The sequence below is a fragment of the Thalassospira profundimaris genome, from assembly GCF_003326755.1.
Lineage (GTDB): Bacteria > Pseudomonadota > Alphaproteobacteria > Rhodospirillales > Thalassospiraceae > Thalassospira > Thalassospira profundimaris_B.
On record NZ_JPWH01000012.1, the window covers coordinates 101620 to 117845 of the forward strand.

The following is a 16226-nucleotide window of genomic DNA, read 5'->3' on the forward strand; positions in this document are numbered from 1 at the left end:
CGATTATGAGGATAGGACCCCAAAAAAGAAAAACGGCCCCCCGGGGAAGGGGACCGTTTGAATCTGCCGTGGTCGCGGGGTCGGGGGAGGGGAATTTGACCACGACAAAAGGGAAAGAGAAAACGTTAAGGGAAGCGGCAATGTGGGGAAATTGACCTGGGCGGCACATGGGCACATACCGCCAGACCTTTATCACATTGCGTTCCGGAGTTTTTTCAAGGGCAGCCTCCTGTGTTGCGTGAGATTGGCTTGCTTATGTTCTTAACCTACCGATTGGGGCGGGAAGGGCATAGCCGGCAATGTGACAACTGTGCGTTCTTAAAACAGAACGATCAGACAGATTGCAAAAGCACTCCGCATTCGGTTTTTATTTTTCCGGTTTAGGCCCGTCATGTTGCTGCCTGCCCAAATGGCCCATTTTGAGCAAAACATCGGGGGCATATCGTTGCGCGGCGCGGGGGATGTCAAAAATACCCTCTGCATTGCCGGGTATCATCCTATATCACCTTGCTTTTTCCGGTCAGGGGCGCGATACCCGGTGCGTTCTGCTGCCGTGGCAGGGCATCTTCGCGCGAAACGTCCATAAAATATCGGCTGATCAAAGATGCGCTATTTTCCTTCCTGGTCCTTGACCCGGTCTTCAACCGTGCTGCCTGACGAACGCCTGCCGTGGGGAACCATGTTTCCGATGGGGCTGCAACATCTTGTGGCGATGTCGGGTTCTACCATTTTGGGTCCGCTGCTGATGGGGTTTGATCCCAATCTGGCCATTTTGTTTTCCGGTATCGGCACGCTGATTTTCTTTATCTGCACCGCCGGGCGCGTGCCAAGCTATCTGGGCTCGTCCTTTGCCTTTATTGCCGTGGTCATTGCCGCCACCGGCTATGCCGGGTCTGGTCCCAATCCCGATATTGGTGGGGCGCTGGGCGGGATTATTGCCGCAGGTGCGCTTTATGTGCTGATTGGCGCAATTGTGATGGCAACGGGAACCGGCTGGGTGGAAAAACTGATGCCGCCTGCTGTCACCGGGGCTGTCGGGGCGGCGATTGGTCTTAATCTGGCACCGGTGGGGATCAGCGGCATTTCCGGCGATGGCATTCATATGCTGGTGTCCCTGTTAACCCTGCTGTCGGTGGCGTTGGTCTCCGTCTATGCCCCAATTGCGCTGCGCCGGGTTTCGATTCTGGCAGGGATTCTTCTGGGCTATGTGCTGGTGTTGATCCTGGGTAACGGTTTGGGCCTGATGCCCGCCATTGATTTTAGCGCATTGTCGCAGGCCGCCTGGTTGGGGATACCCAATTTTGTTGCGCCGCGTTTTGAAAGCGCGGCCATGGTGATGATTGCGCCGGTGGCGTTTATTCTGGTGGCGGAAAATCTGGGCCATATCAAGGCCATTGGCGGCATGACCAAACAGAATATGGACCGTTATATCGGCCGTGGTTTTGTTGGCGATGGTCTGGCAACGATGCTTGCAGGATCTGGCGGGGGTACGGGGGTGACGACCTATGTGGAAAATATGGGCGTCATGGCTGTTACCCGCGTCTTTTCAACCCTGATCTTTGTGATTGCTGCGGTGATTGCCATCCTGCTGGGGTTCTCGCCCAAATTTGGTGCGTTGCTGCATACCATTCCCGCCCCCGTTCTTGGCGGTCTTGGTGTGGCGGTGTTCGGCCTGATTGCGGCGGCAATGGTGCGTTTGTGGGTGGACAACCGGGTTGATTTTTCCGATCCGCGTAACCTGTTCACCGTGGGCATCACCCTGATTTTCGGGGCTGGCGATTTCACCGTCAAGGTGGGCGGCTTTGCCATTGGTGGAATCGGGACCGCAACCCTTGCGGCGATTATTCTCTATCAGGTGCTGAGCATCGGGCGTGGCAAGTCGGATCGTGCTGCTGCACAGGCCGCAGAAAACGACTGAATTTATCTGTCACAACATGGGCCGTGTTTTCGTTTTATGGCAAATGAACACGGCCCTTGTGGTTGCCCGCGCAAGCCTTTACTAATTGGGCGTCTTGGGGTCGTCTGGCCCTGTGGATTGACGATGATCACCCAATTAAACGCCCCAAATACCCGTATACAGGCCCGTTAATGAAAAACCAGATTCCAAATCTGCTGACTTTGTCGCGCATCATCGTGATCCCGGCATTGGTGCTGTCATTTTACATCGACGGACCGGTGGGGAACTGGCTCGGTTTTGCCCTGTTTGCCTTTGCGGGGATTACGGATTTTTTTGACGGCTATCTGGCGCGCAGCATGAATGTGGTTTCTCCGCTGGGGCGTTTTTTGGATCCGATTGCCGATAAACTTCTGGTCGCTGCCGCCCTGATGATGATGGTGGCGTTTGGGCGCATTTCCGGTCTGGCGGTGTTGCCGGCCGTGGTCATTATGTGTCGCGAAATCATGGTGTCGGGCCTGCGCGAACATCTGGCCGAACTGAAGGTGCCGTTGCCTGTGACGGTGCTTGCGAAATGGAAAACCACGGCCCAGATTCTCGCCATCGGCTTTTTGCTGGTTGGCGATGCCTCGCCTGATATCATCCCGTCGATTCTGATTGGGGATGTTTTGCTCTGGATCGCCGGTATTGTGACGGTGCAGACGGGGTATATTTATCTGCGGACAGGGCTTAAGCATCTCGACTGATCCATCTTCGGGGGCGTATATGGCGCGTATCTCAGTTCAACAAAATGATTTTGATCCGGGTGCGGAGCTTGCCGCCCTGACCGATGGCCGGACCGATATTGGTGCGGCCGTCAGTTTTGTCGGGCTGGTGCGCGATATCGCCGGGGGGGAAGCCGTCAGCGCGATGACGCTGGAACATTATCCCGGCATGACCGAACGCCAGCTTGAAAAAATTGCCAAGGATGCCGCCGAACGCTGGCCGCTCGATGATATACGAATCATTCACCGTTATGGCCGCTTGCTGGCAGGGGAACGCATTGTGCTGGTTATTACCCTGTCGGCGCATCGCCGGGCCGCGTTTGAAGCCTGCGATTTCATCATGGATTTTCTCAAAAGCCGCGCGCCGTTCTGGAAACGCGAAGAAACAGATAGCGGCGAAAAATGGGTTGCCGCCAAGCAAAGCGACGAGGCTGATTTGGATCGCTGGTAATGCTTTGCCCGTGTGGCTCCGCTAAATCGGGACGTATTTTGCCAAAATTCCGATAAGTTTTGTGAAGTCGACTTGCAGGACAGCCCCGTCTTTTACCTCTGTGGCCAACTTGTTCATTTCCGTAATGTCGGCGGCATTGATGGCGGTATCGAGTTCGATCTGTTTGTCCCGCAGTTTCAGCACGGCATTGGCGGCCTTGATGCGGTCACGTTTCAATGCAGCTTTGGTGTTTATGTCGGCCTGGTAATATTTTGCGTCAATCGCCTGAAAGGCGGTAATGGCCGCCGCGATCAGCTTTGTCAGATCAGACATGGGGGGCTCCGTTTGTCAGATAAAAAGGTCAATGAGGGCGGGCTATTTGGCCGTTGTGGCAGGGCCCATATCGCTTTGACCGGCAAGGGTTTGCAAAATCACGCTGTCGGCCTTGTGTTTTAACTGCTTCATGCCAAGTCCCTGATTTTCGGCAACAAAGGTCAGGCCATCTTCAATGTCTTTGAGTACCGATTGCGTGCTGATTTTGCTGTAATTGGCGATCTGGTTTTGCAGTTGAGCGCCCAGTTGCCCGGCAATGACAAAATCCTGCAAGGCGGTTTGATAGCTTTGCTGTTCATCGGCCTGTAATTGCTGCCATTGCTGCCACCAGGCCTTGATCTGGCCGGTGCGGGTATCGGCAGGGGTGGATTTATCCTCGTGGATTTTGTTGATAGCCGCCACCAGCGCGTCACGCCGCACCATAAAAACCGGCGGGGTTGTGCCCAATGTCTGGCCCAGCTTGGCGAGCTGGCGGCGCAGTTTTTGCAAAATGGGCCCGGCCTTGTGGATGGCACCAATACCAAACAGGTCGTCTTCGCCAATATCGGTAAAGATGGCGTCAAATTGCTGATATTGATGGCGCAGGTTCGCCATATCCTGTTGCCATTTGGCATTCACATCCGGGTCAATGGTGATGGCATCGGGATTTATCAGGACGGGGATGTTACTGGCCGTTAATGTGCCGGTAAAATTGTTTAGGTTGGCGATAAATTCTGCTTCCTGTACGTCCTTGCTTTGCACAGGTGCGGCAAACTCGGCCGTGCGCATGTCATCAAGCGAGGTAATTGCCTTGTCGGCAGCAAGGCTGAATTGATGGGCGGAAAGTTTAAGTGCATCCGCCTTTTGCGCACAGGCCGCCAGCAGACCCAGCATCAGCAGCATCATGCCACGCTGGCCGCATTTTTTGATGATGGTGTATTGCACCCTGATCTCCCCGGTTTGCAGTCATTGCCTTGCTGACGGGGTGCGGGGAAATTTGTGATGCGAAAGGGCCTTATCCCTTTTTGCTCAGCATAAACAATGCCTGATTGCCAAAGAAATTGGCAAGGGCGGAATGGCTGCCCAGGCTGACCTTCGATCCGCTTTCATTCAGGACCATTGAGCGTTCGATCACCAGATCCATGTCTTTGCACAGGGCCACAAAGTCGCGCACGGTGCAGAAATGGATATTGGGGGTTTCATACCACATGATCGGCAGGTTGGGGTTTTGCGGCATGCGGCCATGAAACATCAAATCAAACCGTGCCCGCCAATGGCCGAAATTGGGGAAGGAGACAATCGCCTTGCGGCCAATGCGCAGTAATTCGCCCAATACCTCGCGCGGGCGGTTGGTAGCCTGCAGGGTCTGACTAAGGATTGCGTAATCAAATGCCCCGTTGGGATAATCCAGCAAATCGCGATCCGCATCGCCCTGCATCACGGGCAGGCCCTGGGCCACGCAATTGCGGACCCCTTCGTTGGAAAGTTCAAGCCCGCGACCATCGACATTTTTGGTGCGTTTAAGGTAGGCCAGCAATTCCCCATCGCCACAGCCAATGTCGAGCACACGCGTACCCGGTTCGACCATGTCGGCAATCAATTGCAAATCAACGCGGATACGATCTGACGGTGTTGCGGCAGAAGGTGTTGTGGCGGCGGTTTGGGTGGGTGTCTGTGTCATGATATTATTTCAGCCCGCGCGCTTCGGCGGCCCCCTCGATAAAGCCGCTCAGGACCATGTGGAAATCGGGTTCGTCGAGCAAAAAGGCATCGTGGCCCTTGTCACTTTCAATTTCAACACAGCTGACATTGCACGATGCCGCATTCAGTGCATGGGCCAAACGGCGGCTTTCGGCGGTGGTAAAGCACCAGTCCGATGAAAACGAAATGACGCAAAACCGGGTGTTGGACCCACGAAAGGCTTCGGCCAGGCGGCCGTCAAATTCGACGGACAGGTCAAAATAATCCATCGCGCGGGTGATATAGAGGTAACTGTTGGCATCAAACCGATCGACAAAGGATTTACCCTGATGGCGCAAATAGCTTTCGACCTGAAAGTCGTGATCGAAGCTGTAGGTAATGCCGCCGCGATTTTGCAGCTTGCGGCCAAATTTGCGATGCAGGGCCGGTTCCGACAGATAGGTGATATGCGCCGTCATACGGGCCACGGCCAAACCACGGGCGGGCTTTTTGCCTTCCAGCAGGTAATTGCCGCCGCACCAGTCCGGGTCGGCCATCACGGCCTGGCGGCCAACTTCGTGAAAGGCGATATTTTGCGCCGAATGGCGATAGGAAGTGGCAATCGGGGCGGCGGCAAAAACGCGCGCCGGATAGCTTTTGCACCATTCCAGAACCTGCATGCCGCCCATTGACCCGCCAATAACGGCAAACAGGCTGTCGATGCCAAAATGGTCAATCAGCATGGTTTGCGCACGTACCATGTCACCAATGGTGATGACGGGAAAATCAAGCCCCCAGGGCTTGCCGGTTTCCGGGTTGGTTTCCTTGGGCCCGGTGCTGCCCAGGCAGCCACCAATCACATTGGTGCAGATGATGAAATATTTTTCGGTATCGATGATCTTGCCGGGGCCAACAATGGCACGCCACCAGCCTTCCTTGCCGGTAATCGGGTGCACATCATCGGCCACATACTGGTCGCCGGTTAGCGCATGACAGACCAGAATGGCGTTTGATTTATCGGCATTCAGTTTGCCATAGGTTTGGTAGGCCAGGGTAAAGGGGCCAAATTCAATGCCGCTATCAAGGCGCAATTTGTCATGGTCCCCCAGCACAATCTGATGGCCAGGCAGGGCGCGGCGAGAATGTGGGGCAGGGTTGGACATGGACGCTGTATTCCTTTGTAGGGCAACGGTGAAGTTCCAAATTGCGGCTTCGCCTGTTTTTTTGACTGTTCCAGTTAGGAACAGGCATGCTTTTAGTCAATCTTTTCTTTGCAAATGCCGGGCAGTTCCCTAAAACTGAGCGCCGTTTGGCAAAAGAGTGGATCATGGCGCAAATCGACGAAAAATTGGCAAATCTTGACCTGAACGGGTTGCGGGCGGAAATCGACGAGATCGACCGCGCCATGCACGACCTGATCATTCGCCGTACCCGTGTGGTGCAGGCGGTGGGTGCGTTCAAGGACCGGCAAATTGCCCAGGGCAGCAAAGTGCGTGTGCCCTATCGCCCGGCGCGCGAGGCGCGCATTATGCGCAATCTGGTGCGCAGCCATGAAGGCGCCTTTCCAAAAACCGCGTTGATCCAGATCTGGCGTGAACTGATTGCCGCAGGCACCCGCCTGGAAGCGCCCTATACCGTCGCCCTGTGCCGCGATGCCGACGGGCAGGATTGCTGGGAACTCGCCCGCCTTAATTTTGGCTGCCTGAATGAAATTATCGAATTTGATACCCAGCTTGAGGCCATTCACGCCCTGGAAGAGGGACATGCGGCTGTCGGAGTGTTTCCCGCGCCGGTGCCGGGCGAAGGACATTCCTGGTGGCCGTTAATTGCGCCCGATAGTGCGGTGCGGGTGGTGTCCAAGCTGCCCTTTGGCGGCCGCCCGGTCGGGCGTGGTGAGGATACCGAAGGCTTTGTTCTGGCCGCGATCGAGCTTGAAGAAAGTGGTGATGACCGCACTCTGTTTGTCGTAAAGGTGGAACAGCACGGTGATGAAGCCAGCTTGCGCAAAAATTTTGCCAAAGCCAGCCCCGGTTCGGCAATCCTTGGCGTTTTTGCGCCCGAGGGCGAAAGTCACGCTTTTGTTCTTGTTGATGTGCCGGGATTCCTTTGTAATCAGGGCGAAAATTTTAAACGCACCCTTTTGGATTACGGTTTGAAATGTGGTGATGTGCGGGTATTGGGGGCCTATGGCGTACCCATTCCTGCCGACGAAATGTAACGACCATACGACACTTTCCCCAGGGAGTTTCCAGTTATGACTGCGCCCACCCCCCGTCCCGGTATTCTTGATATTGCCCCTTATGTTGGCGGTAAATCCAGCTCTGCGGGTGCGGCCCGCGTGATCAAGCTTTCGTCAAACGAAGGCGCGCTTGGCCCCAGCCCCAAGGCTGTTGAGGCATTGCAGAAATCGGCGGCCAAACTGCATCGATATCCCGATGGCGGGTGCGACCTGTTGCGTGCCAAACTGGCCGAAAAATATGATCTGGAATTTGACCAGATCGTGTGTGGTGCGGGTTCTGACGAACTGATCACGCTTTTGATCCGCGCCTATGCCGGGCCGGGCGACGAGGTGCTTTATTCGCAGCATGGCTTTTTGATGTATCCCATCGCGGCCAAGGGTGTGGGGGCGGTGCCGGTAACGGCGGCCGAAACCAACATGACCACCAGTGTCGATGCCATCCTGGCCGCCGTGACCGAAAAAACCAAAATCGTGTTCGTCGCCAACCCCAACAACCCGACGGGTACCTATATTACCTCGTCCGAGGTTGCACGCCTGCGCGAGGGCCTGCGCGAAGACATCGTGCTGGTGGTGGATGCCGCCTATGCCGAATTCATGACCGGCCAGGAAGATTATACCGCCGGGGCCGAACTGGTGGCGGCGGGTAACAATACCGTCATGACGCGCACCTTCTCCAAGATTTATGGTCTGGGCGGGATCCGTCTGGGCTGGTGTTATGCGCCGCCTGCCATTGCCGATGTGCTGCAGCGTTTGCGCAACCCGTTCAATGTCGGTTTGCCCTCGCAGGAAGCCGGTGTTGCCGCCCTTGAGGACGATGATTTTGTTGATGCCTGCGTGCGCCACAATGCGGAAACCCGCGAATGGTTCCGCGAGGAAATCAACAAACTTTCGGACCTTAAGGCGCATCCGTCCTATGGCAACTTCGTGCTGGTTGAATTCTCGCAGGTTGACGGCAAAAACGCCGATGCCGCGAATGAATTCATGATGGCGCGTGGGGTGATCCCGCGCAAAATCGGGGCTTATGGCCTGCCGCAAATGTTGCGTATTTCCATCGGCACCCAGGAAGAAATGCAGATCTGTCTGCAGACAATTAAAGATTTTATAGCGAATTAAAATGACCAGTTCCGTATCGACGACCCCGCTGTTTGACAAAGTTGCATTCATTGGCATGGGCCTTATTGGTTCCTCTCTGGCGCGCCGCATGATCCGCGACGGCCTTGCAGGCTCCATTAGCTGTGCCGTGCGTTCCGAAGCCACCCGTGACCGGGTTCTGGAACTTGGCATTGCCAATTATGCCTATTGCGACATTGCTTCAGCTGTCGAAGACGCGGACCTTGTCATGCTGTGTGTGCCGGTCGGGGTGAATGAAACCGTCGGCGCACAATTGGCAGGCCACTTGAAACCGGGCTGCATCGTTTCGGATGTGGGTTCGGTCAAGCAGGCGGTTATTCGCGATATTGCCCCGCATCTGGGTGAAGGGGTGCATTTCGTGCCCGGCCATCCGCTGGCCGGGACGGAGCATTCCGGCCCCGATGCGGGCTTTCCTGAATTGTTTGAAGGCCGCTGGTGTATCTTAACCCCCATCCCCGGTGTACCAGATGCGGCCAATGCCAAAGTTCAGGCCCTGTGGGAAGCCTGCGGGATGCGCGTTGAATGTATGGATGCCGATCATCACGACCGTATTTTGGGCATTACCTCGCATTTGCCGCACCTGATTGCTTATACCATTGTTGGCACGGCAACCGACCTTGAAGATGCGATGCGTCAGGAAGTGATCAAGTTTTCCGCATCGGGTTTTCGCGATTTCACCCGTATCGCCGCGTCCGACCCGACCATGTGGCGCGACGTGTTTTTAAACAATCGCGAAGCGGTGCTGGAAGTTCTGGGGCGTTTTCAGGAAGATTTGATGGCGCTTCAGCGGGCCATTCGCTGGGGCGAGGGCGACAAGCTGTTTGATCTGTTTTCGCGCACCCGCGAAATTCGCCGCGGCATTGTTGATGCCGGGCAGTATTTCACCAATTTCTCGGCCGAGGGTGAAGACCGCCAGGCGGATCAGACGGGTAGCAAAAAAACGGGCGATGCAGGCGCAAAGCCCGCTCCTGTTTCCAGTCAATAGGATGAGGCACTGGCGGCGCGTTGCTTGCCGGTATTTCTACGGGGTGGTTCGCGGGCCAGGTTTGTGCACCTCACTTTTTAAAAACGTCGTCTGATATGTAGTCCGGAACCGGGGGAAGTCTTCTGCCCGGTTTTGGCCCTGGCGAGATATTCCAGCAGGATTGTGTTATGGCATTTGCCAAAAACGTTTCCAGTCATCCGGCTTTTGCCCGCTTCATGCCATTTGTCTTTGTGTTCCTCTGGAGCACGGGATTCATCGGTGCGAAATTTGGTCTGCCTTATGCGGAACCGTTTGTCTTTTTGTTCACGCGGTTTCTGATTGTTATTGTCGTCATGGTGCCGGTGGTATGGGTGATGGGGGCAAAATGGCCCGCACGCCTGCGTGACGTCCTGCATATCGCTGTTGCCGGGATGCTGGTGCATGGCATTTATCTGGGTGGGGTCTTTGCCGCCATTGCCCAGGGGCTGCCAGCCGGTTTGTCTGCTCTTATTGTGGGGATGCAGCCGGTTTTAACGGCCTCGGTCGTTGGGGCGCTTTTGGGGGAACATGTGACCCGTCGGCAATGGATGGGGCTGGCTTTGGGGCTGGTCGGTGTCGGGCTGGTGCTGGGCCCCAAAATTGGCGGTGGGTCGGGCATAACGCCGCTGGGTATTTTGCTGGCGGTCGGGGCGCTGTTGGGCATGACGGCGGGCACACTGTATCAAAAACGGTTTTGCACCGGCATGGATTTGCGGACCGGAACCGTTATTCAATATTGTGCCGCGAGCATGACCGTCGGTCTCTTTGCGCTGTTGTCGGGGGAAAGTTTCCATATCGACTGGACGATGGAATTTGTGCTGGTCATGGCCTGGCTGGTGCTGGTTTTGTCGATTGGCGCGATCATGCTGTTGATGGTCTTGATCAAACAGGGCGAAGCCACCCGCGTTGCCAGCATGTTTTATCTGGTGCCGCCAACGGCGGCCTCGCTGGCGTGGTTGCTGTTTGATGAACATATCGGCTTTATGGGGCTGGCCGGTTTTGCCGTGGCGGCACTGGGGGTGGCATTGGTAATGGCAAAGCGTTAGGTTGCAGGTATCAAACATTTTTTGGAACCTTTCAAACGCGGCCAGACCAGCAGCGGGGAAAACCAGTTGGCAGACGAAACACAGATACAAAATCAGGAAAAATGGGTTTTTGGCTATGGCTCGCTGTTATGGCGGCCGGGCTTTGATTTTGTCGAACGTGCGCGTGCCCTGCTGCGGGGGTATCACCGGTCTTTTTGTATTTATTCGCATCATTATCGTGGCACGCCGGAAAATCCGGGGCTGGTCCTGGGCCTGAATGCCGGGGGCGAATGTGTGGGCAATGCCTTTCGCATCGCACCGGAAAAATGGCCCGAGGTCAAAGCCTATCTGGATGAACGCGAATTGGTGACAAACACCTATATCCCCGCCGATGTCGAGGTGGAACTGGCCGATGGCCGCCATGTGATTGCGCATACCTATGTCGCCGATCCCACCCATCAGCAATATGCGGGAAACCTGCCGGTGCGCGAGGCGGTGGAAATTATCGTTGCCGCGCATGGCAGTGTTGGCCCAAATCTGGAATATCTGGAAAATACGGTTCATCATCTGGACATGATGGGCATTGTTGACCCGCCCCTGCATGACCTGATGGATCTGGTGCGCCGTGAATATGGCGAACTGAATATGGGGGCCGGTATCTGATCGGTCCCGGATGGCGGGACAGCAGCGGCACAATAAACAAACCCGGACTGACGGGGAGACACCCGAAAATATAGTTTCCGGGAAAATTGGGGGACGGAATGTCACACGTTACGACAGCAACGGGCAAGGCCGGGGGCGTTCCCGTTATTGCCTATATCCTGCTTATTGCCTGTGCCTTGATGTGGGGGTCAAACCATGTGGTGGCACGTGGGGTCAATGCCAGCGTACCTTTGCCAGCCCTGGCTTTTTGGCGCTGGATGGTGGCCTTGCTGTTGTTAACGCCGGTTTGCCTGCATCATTTACGCCGGGATTGGGCCGTGTTGTGGCAAAACTGGAAAATCATTTTTCTGATCGGCACGACCGGGACTTTCCTGTTTACCATTGCCATTTATCTGGCGGCCTATAACACCACGGCGGTCAATACCGGCCTTTTGAATGCCACCACCCCGATTTGGGTATTGTTGTTTGCCGCCCTGTTAACGGCCGATAAACCGCGTTTGCAGCAATGGGTTGGCGTTCTTGTCGCGGGCTTGGGCACGGCGGTGATTATTGCCAAGGGCGATATTAACGTCTTGTTGCAAATGAATTTTGTGTCGGGGGATTTATTCGCCCTGATTTCGGCCATGATCTGGGCGGCCTATTCCATGTTGCTGAAATATGCCCCGCGCGGCATTCATCCATTCAGTCTTATTTTCGGCTCTATCATGGTGGGGATGCTCTATCTGACCCCGATTTATCTTTGGAGCATTCTGATTAATGGCGACCCCTATTTTACCTGGCAGAACCCGGCCTGGCCGGACATGGTGAAAATTGCCTATATTGGCGCGGGGCCTGCCTTTTTGGGGTATTTGTTCTGGAATCGCGGGGTTGGCATGGTGGGCGCGGCCAATGCCGGGGTGTTTTTGTATCTGATGCCCGCCTTTGCCAGTGTTTTGGCCGTTATTTTCCTGGGCGAGGAATTGCACCTGTATCATCTGGGCGGCATTGCCCTGATCGCGGTAGGTATTTGGCGCGCCACCCGGCGGGTTGCGGTACCTGCACCGGCAAAATAGCTGGCGTTTGCATGGCCGTTGCTTGGCGTTCTGGTCGGAAATAAAATGATAAAAAGGCCGGTCAGGGGGGCTGACCGGCCTTTGCGGCATCTGGTTCGGGATGTTTTATGCCGTGCTGTGATCGCGGGCGTCTTTGCCGGTGTTTGGCCCGGCACCCTCATCAATGCCCGGTGTGGGCGGTGGGGCAGGCAGGTTGAATTCGGTTTGCGCCAGTTTTTCCAGCTCGCGGGTGCGTTCGTCAATCCGGCGTTTGATTTCACGCATGAATGTTTTGCGATCCAGGCCCGGTTCCATCGGCGGCAGATATTCCAGTGTCACCTTGCCGCTATATTTCATAAATTTTGCCCGCCCCCAGAACATGCCGGAATTCAGGGCAACCGGAATCATCGGAACATTGGGGAATGCCTTGTAAAGGGCATAAACCCCCGGATGATAAGGGCGGTCCGAACCCGGCGGCGTGCGTGTGCCCTCGGGAAAAATCACGATCCTTGCATCGCGTTTCAGCGCACCTTCCACGCCCTTGATCATGTCCTTCAGGGCCGATCCCCCGGCGGAACGGTCGACCGGGATCTGGCCGGAATATTTCAGAAAAAGCCCAAAGACAGGAATGCTGATCAGTTCCTTTTTCAGGATATAGGCCGGGTCATGCAGCAGGGTATGAAATGTCAGGGTTTCCCAGGCGGACTGGTGTTTGGAAACCAGAATGCACGGCCCCTCGGGCAGGTGCTGTTCGCCGAGCACGCGCGGTTCAAGTTTGACTGTAATTTTCAGCAGCCACTGAACCCATTTGCACCAGAAACGCCCGGTTTTCTGGCCGATTTTGGGGCCAAAAAACAGGAAAGGCCATAACACCAGGCATTCAACTGCGGTGCCGCCAAAAAACAGGATGTTGAAAATCAGGGCACGAAATGTGCTCATCTTTACGTCCTTTAAGCCAGATACATTGCGTCTTGGTCTTTTAGGGGGTTTTGCCGGTAATGTGAAACAAATGCTTCATATCGGCGAAGCCGCCAAGGGCCGTGGCCGATTATCCCCGGCCCGCCGCATTTAAGGGCTGCAGGGGCGCGGCATTTGCGTCGGGTGCCGCGGAGCGATCAGGCAGGCCAGCCGGGGCATTTGCCGGTGTCATCGGGGTGCCCGCCGATAACTGGCTGTCGTCTACCGGCATGTCGGGTGCGGGCGGCATACTACGCCGTGTTGCGGGAAACCACTGAAGAATTTTGTTTCGCAAGGCCGCAAACAGATATTTGTTATATTCACTGGCAATCAGCGCGGCACTGCCAGGCCAGCGCCACCAGTCATCGATTTTGACATTTTCCGGGAAAACCGGGTGGGCCACAATCTCGACATCGGGCATCAGGTTATGAAATTCCAGCAAGGAACGCGGCATATGGTAATTGGCCGTGACGATGCGCAGGCTGCGATAACCCTGTTTGTAAACCCAGGTTGCGGTTTCAATGGCATTGCCACGGGTATTTTCGGCGATATGACCCAAAACGATGCAGCAGGCCACCAAATCGAGGTCCGCATTGCCGGCATTCAAAAGCTCGTCAACCTCCACCCCGCGATAGACACCTGAAATAAAAAGCTTTTTGGCCAGGTGTCGAGCCAGCAGGCGGCGGCCTTCACTTAACCGTTCGCTGCCCCCGGTCAGCACGACAATGGCATCGGTCTTTTGAAACGGATTGGCAACCCGGTCGGGAATTTGCGAGACAAACCAGAAAAAGCCGAATGACCAGATAACAGCCAGCATGATCAGCGTCGAAAACAGGAAACGCACGCGGCGTGACCGACGACGATTCTGGATCGATCGGGGGGCAGTCCGTTTCTTTTTCATTCCGGTGTGCCTTTATCGGCGCCGGGACGCAGCCGCATCTTGGGTCTCCCGTAATTATTTGCAGGACACATCAGTGTCGCTAAAGCGCGGATGCGTATTTACGCATATTCTGGGTGGGGTTGTCTGGCAGGACCAGGCAGGTTTTCTGGCAAAGTTTAGAGGGTAAAATACCCTTAAATCAATGCTGTGCTTATAACATTTTTCGCAATACCCGAAGCACGGTGCGTTTTGCTGTTAACCAGGCCACAGCCGAAATTGCCACCGGCACCATCAGAACCAGAACAAAAAACAGCGGCAAATGAAGATTGTCTGGAATTTGCCATCCGGCGCGCAAGCCCAGATAGCCAATCAGGATCGAAACCGGCAGGGCGATGGCAATGCCAATCAGGCTGCCCAGAAACGCCAGCCGCATGGAATGGCGGGCAAATTGTTTGGCGATATAGCTGTCCGCCGCACCAATCAGATGCAAAAGCTCGATGATGGAGCGATGAATGGAAAGACCGGAGCGGGTGGCAAAAAACACCGACAGGACGGTTGCGGCAAACAAAACGCCAATGAGCGCGACCAGCGCCATTTCCACCGAGACGGCCACATCGCTGATGCGTTCTAGCCATATGCGATGATCATCCAGCACGGCCTCAGGCGCGGTGCGTGAAACGGTTGCTTCCAGCACGCTAAAATCAAAGCCGCTTTTGGGGGTGATTTCGATAATGCGGGGAATTGGCAGGTCGCTGATCATTTCATTGGGACCCAGCCACGGTTCGAGCAATTCTGCCATTTTATCGGGGCTAAGCTCGGCAATGCGGGCAATGCCCGGTTGGCCCGATACGGTATCAATAATGGATTGCACCCGTTTTTCCAGGGCTGCTTCACGGTCCTTGGGATCAAGTTGTGTCAGCCCGGTTGGCGGGACCTGAATGGTCAGGCTGCCATCAATCTGGCTGGCCCAGCGCCCCACGGTATCGTGCAGCACGGCAAGGCCGACAATGGAAAATGTCAGCAATGCCACCATCAGTGCAACGATACTGGGCAAAAACCGGCTTGAGGAATCGTTCTCAAGGGGCAAATGCGAAGGGCGTGAACGGAATGCCATAATGCCTGGTTATATCCTGTTTTGGGTCTTTATCGGTTTGCGCCTGCGGGCGGGCGTTGTGTTGGTTTATGTCTGCGGGCGATGGTCAAGGTCGTGGATGGTGCCACCTTCCAGCAGCCAGTGCTTGTGCCCGAAACGACGTATCAGGTTGCGGTTATGGGTGGCGATCAGAACCGTGGTACCCAGCTTGTTGAGTTCCTCGAACAGGTATAACAAACGCATGGCGATGCGGTCATCGACATTGCCGGTGGGTTCGTCGGCCAACAGCAGGGCCGGGCGGCTGATCACGGCGCGTGCAATGGCAACGCGCTGCTGCTGCCCGCCCGACAGGCGCGACGGCACCGCGTTGATCTGGTCGCCAAGACCTACCCATTCCAGAAGCTCGGTCACGTTTTTGCGGATTTGCAAATCTTCCACCCCGGCCACACGCAGCGGCAGAGCGACATTTTCAAAGGTGGTGAGATGATTGATCAGGCGGAAATCCTGAAATACCACGCCGATTTTGCGGCGGATGGCGGGTAATTCGTCGCGCGGGATGCGGATATTGTCACGGCCAAAAATGGTGATTTCGCCACGGGTCTGGCGCAGCGCCAGATAAAGCAGGCGCATCAGGGTCGATTTACCCGCACCCGATGCCCCGGTTAAAAAATGAAAGCTGCCGCGTGTCAGGGAAAAATTCAGTTCACGCAGAACTTCCGGTCCCGATTCATACCGGACCCCGACATTGCGAAAACTGACAACTTCGTTCACCTGCGTCCTCCTGACTGCGAATGGGATCATCCCGGTGGTGTTCGGGACCGGGCGACCCGCAATGATGGCACAAACAGCCTTATATCCGAAAATGCCTTAAAAATGCGTGGATTTGCCAGGCCGGACCTTGCAAAAGACGGCATGGCTCTGTTTTAACATAAAAAATTGGTGCCCGAAGGCGTGTTTTTCCCTTCTGTGAGGTGATTTAAAGCGCAGTTTATTCCCCGCCGGGGCGAGCTTCTGTTATCTTTACTTAACAGTCTGTTAAATCGGCGCTATTTACATATAGTATAGGACGACGAAAAGCGGGGGGTGTTCGTCGGCTGTTTTTACTGTATCCCTTGCGTCCGAAT

Annotated in this window: 17 protein-coding genes; 9 read left to right on the plus strand and 8 right to left on the minus strand. The window is 55.4% G+C overall.

Annotation, left to right across the window (positions count from 1 at the left end; all coding sequences use genetic code 11):
- Positions 1–604 precede the first annotated feature (604 nt).
- The 3 genes from TH25_RS14945 (at position 605) to TH25_RS14955 (ending at position 3109) form a co-directional block, all read left to right on the plus strand.
- Positions 605–1918, plus strand: a complete 1314-nt coding sequence (locus TH25_RS14945; RefSeq protein ID WP_114089154.1) for a uracil-xanthine permease family protein — start codon at positions 605–607, stop codon at positions 1916–1918.
- 170 nt (positions 1919–2088) lie between these two features.
- Entirely contained in the window at positions 2089–2640 is a 552-nt protein-coding gene (gene pgsA, locus TH25_RS14950; protein WP_114089155.1) for a CDP-diacylglycerol--glycerol-3-phosphate 3-phosphatidyltransferase, read from the plus strand.
- A gap of 19 nt (positions 2641–2659) precedes the next feature.
- Positions 2660–3109 (plus strand): molybdenum cofactor biosynthesis protein MoaE, encoded by a 450-nt coding sequence (locus tag TH25_RS14955; RefSeq protein ID WP_114089156.1) that lies wholly within the window; start codon positions 2660–2662, stop codon positions 3107–3109.
- A 21-nt stretch (positions 3110–3130) separates the two neighbouring features.
- Here the strand turns inward: TH25_RS14955 and TH25_RS14960 are convergent, their stop codons facing one another.
- The 4 genes from TH25_RS14960 to metX all read right to left on the minus strand — a co-directional run bounded on the left by TH25_RS14960 (position 3131) and on the right by metX (position 6243).
- Positions 3131–3421, minus strand: a complete 291-nt coding sequence (locus tag TH25_RS14960; protein ID WP_114089157.1) for a hypothetical protein — start codon at positions 3419–3421, stop codon at positions 3131–3133.
- A 42-nt stretch (positions 3422–3463) separates the two neighbouring features.
- Entirely contained in the window at positions 3464–4345 is an 882-nt protein-coding gene (locus TH25_RS14965; RefSeq protein WP_114089158.1) for a hypothetical protein, read from the minus strand.
- Between the two features lie 70 nt (positions 4346–4415).
- On the minus strand, positions 4416–5081 hold the full coding sequence (gene metW, locus TH25_RS14970) for a methionine biosynthesis protein MetW (RefSeq protein WP_114089159.1): 666 nt from the start codon (positions 5079–5081) through the stop codon (positions 4416–4418).
- A 4-nt stretch (positions 5082–5085) separates the two neighbouring features.
- Complete coding sequence (gene metX / locus TH25_RS14975) at positions 5086–6243, minus strand: homoserine O-acetyltransferase MetX (protein WP_181847640.1); 1158 nt, start codon at positions 6241–6243, stop codon at positions 5086–5088.
- Positions 6244–6329: 86 nt separating this feature from the next.
- Between metX and TH25_RS14980 the strand changes: the two genes are divergently transcribed.
- The 6 genes from TH25_RS14980 to TH25_RS15005 all read left to right on the plus strand — a co-directional run bounded on the left by TH25_RS14980 (position 6330) and on the right by TH25_RS15005 (position 12193).
- Complete coding sequence (locus tag TH25_RS14980) at positions 6330–7298, plus strand: chorismate mutase (protein ID WP_258549171.1); 969 nt, start codon at positions 6330–6332, stop codon at positions 7296–7298.
- 36 nt (positions 7299–7334) lie between these two features.
- The gene (gene hisC / locus TH25_RS14985) at positions 7335–8432 is read left to right on the plus strand and encodes a histidinol-phosphate transaminase (protein ID WP_114089160.1); all 1098 of its coding nucleotides are present in this window, start codon (positions 7335–7337) and stop codon (positions 8430–8432) included.
- Position 8433: 1 nt separating this feature from the next.
- Entirely contained in the window at positions 8434–9435 is a 1002-nt protein-coding gene (locus TH25_RS14990) for a prephenate/arogenate dehydrogenase family protein (RefSeq protein ID WP_114089161.1), read from the plus strand.
- Between the two features lie 167 nt (positions 9436–9602).
- Positions 9603–10499: a DMT family transporter gene (locus TH25_RS14995; RefSeq protein WP_258549172.1), complete on the plus strand. Its 897-nt coding sequence runs from the start codon at positions 9603–9605 to the stop codon at positions 10497–10499.
- Between the two features lie 66 nt (positions 10500–10565).
- Positions 10566–11141: a gamma-glutamylcyclotransferase gene (locus tag TH25_RS15000; RefSeq protein ID WP_258549173.1), complete on the plus strand. Its 576-nt coding sequence runs from the start codon at positions 10566–10568 to the stop codon at positions 11139–11141.
- A 98-nt stretch (positions 11142–11239) separates the two neighbouring features.
- Entirely contained in the window at positions 11240–12193 is a 954-nt protein-coding gene (locus TH25_RS15005; protein ID WP_114089162.1) for a DMT family transporter, read from the plus strand.
- A gap of 105 nt (positions 12194–12298) precedes the next feature.
- Here the strand turns inward: TH25_RS15005 and TH25_RS15010 are convergent, their stop codons facing one another.
- The 4 genes from TH25_RS15010 to ftsE form a co-directional block, all read right to left on the minus strand.
- Positions 12299–13111: a lysophospholipid acyltransferase family protein gene (locus TH25_RS15010; RefSeq protein ID WP_114089163.1), complete on the minus strand. Its 813-nt coding sequence runs from the start codon at positions 13109–13111 to the stop codon at positions 12299–12301.
- A 109-nt stretch (positions 13112–13220) separates the two neighbouring features.
- A complete protein-coding gene (locus TH25_RS15015) occupies positions 13221–14030 on the minus strand; it encodes a YdcF family protein (RefSeq protein WP_114089164.1) in 810 nt (269 codons plus the stop codon).
- A 190-nt stretch (positions 14031–14220) separates the two neighbouring features.
- A complete protein-coding gene (locus tag TH25_RS15020) occupies positions 14221–15123 on the minus strand; it encodes a cell division protein FtsX (protein WP_114089165.1) in 903 nt (300 codons plus the stop codon).
- A 66-nt stretch (positions 15124–15189) separates the two neighbouring features.
- The gene (gene ftsE, locus TH25_RS15025; RefSeq protein WP_114089166.1) at positions 15190–15903 is read right to left on the minus strand and encodes a cell division ATP-binding protein FtsE; all 714 of its coding nucleotides are present in this window, start codon (positions 15901–15903) and stop codon (positions 15190–15192) included.
- Positions 15904–16226: the final 323 nt, after the last annotated feature.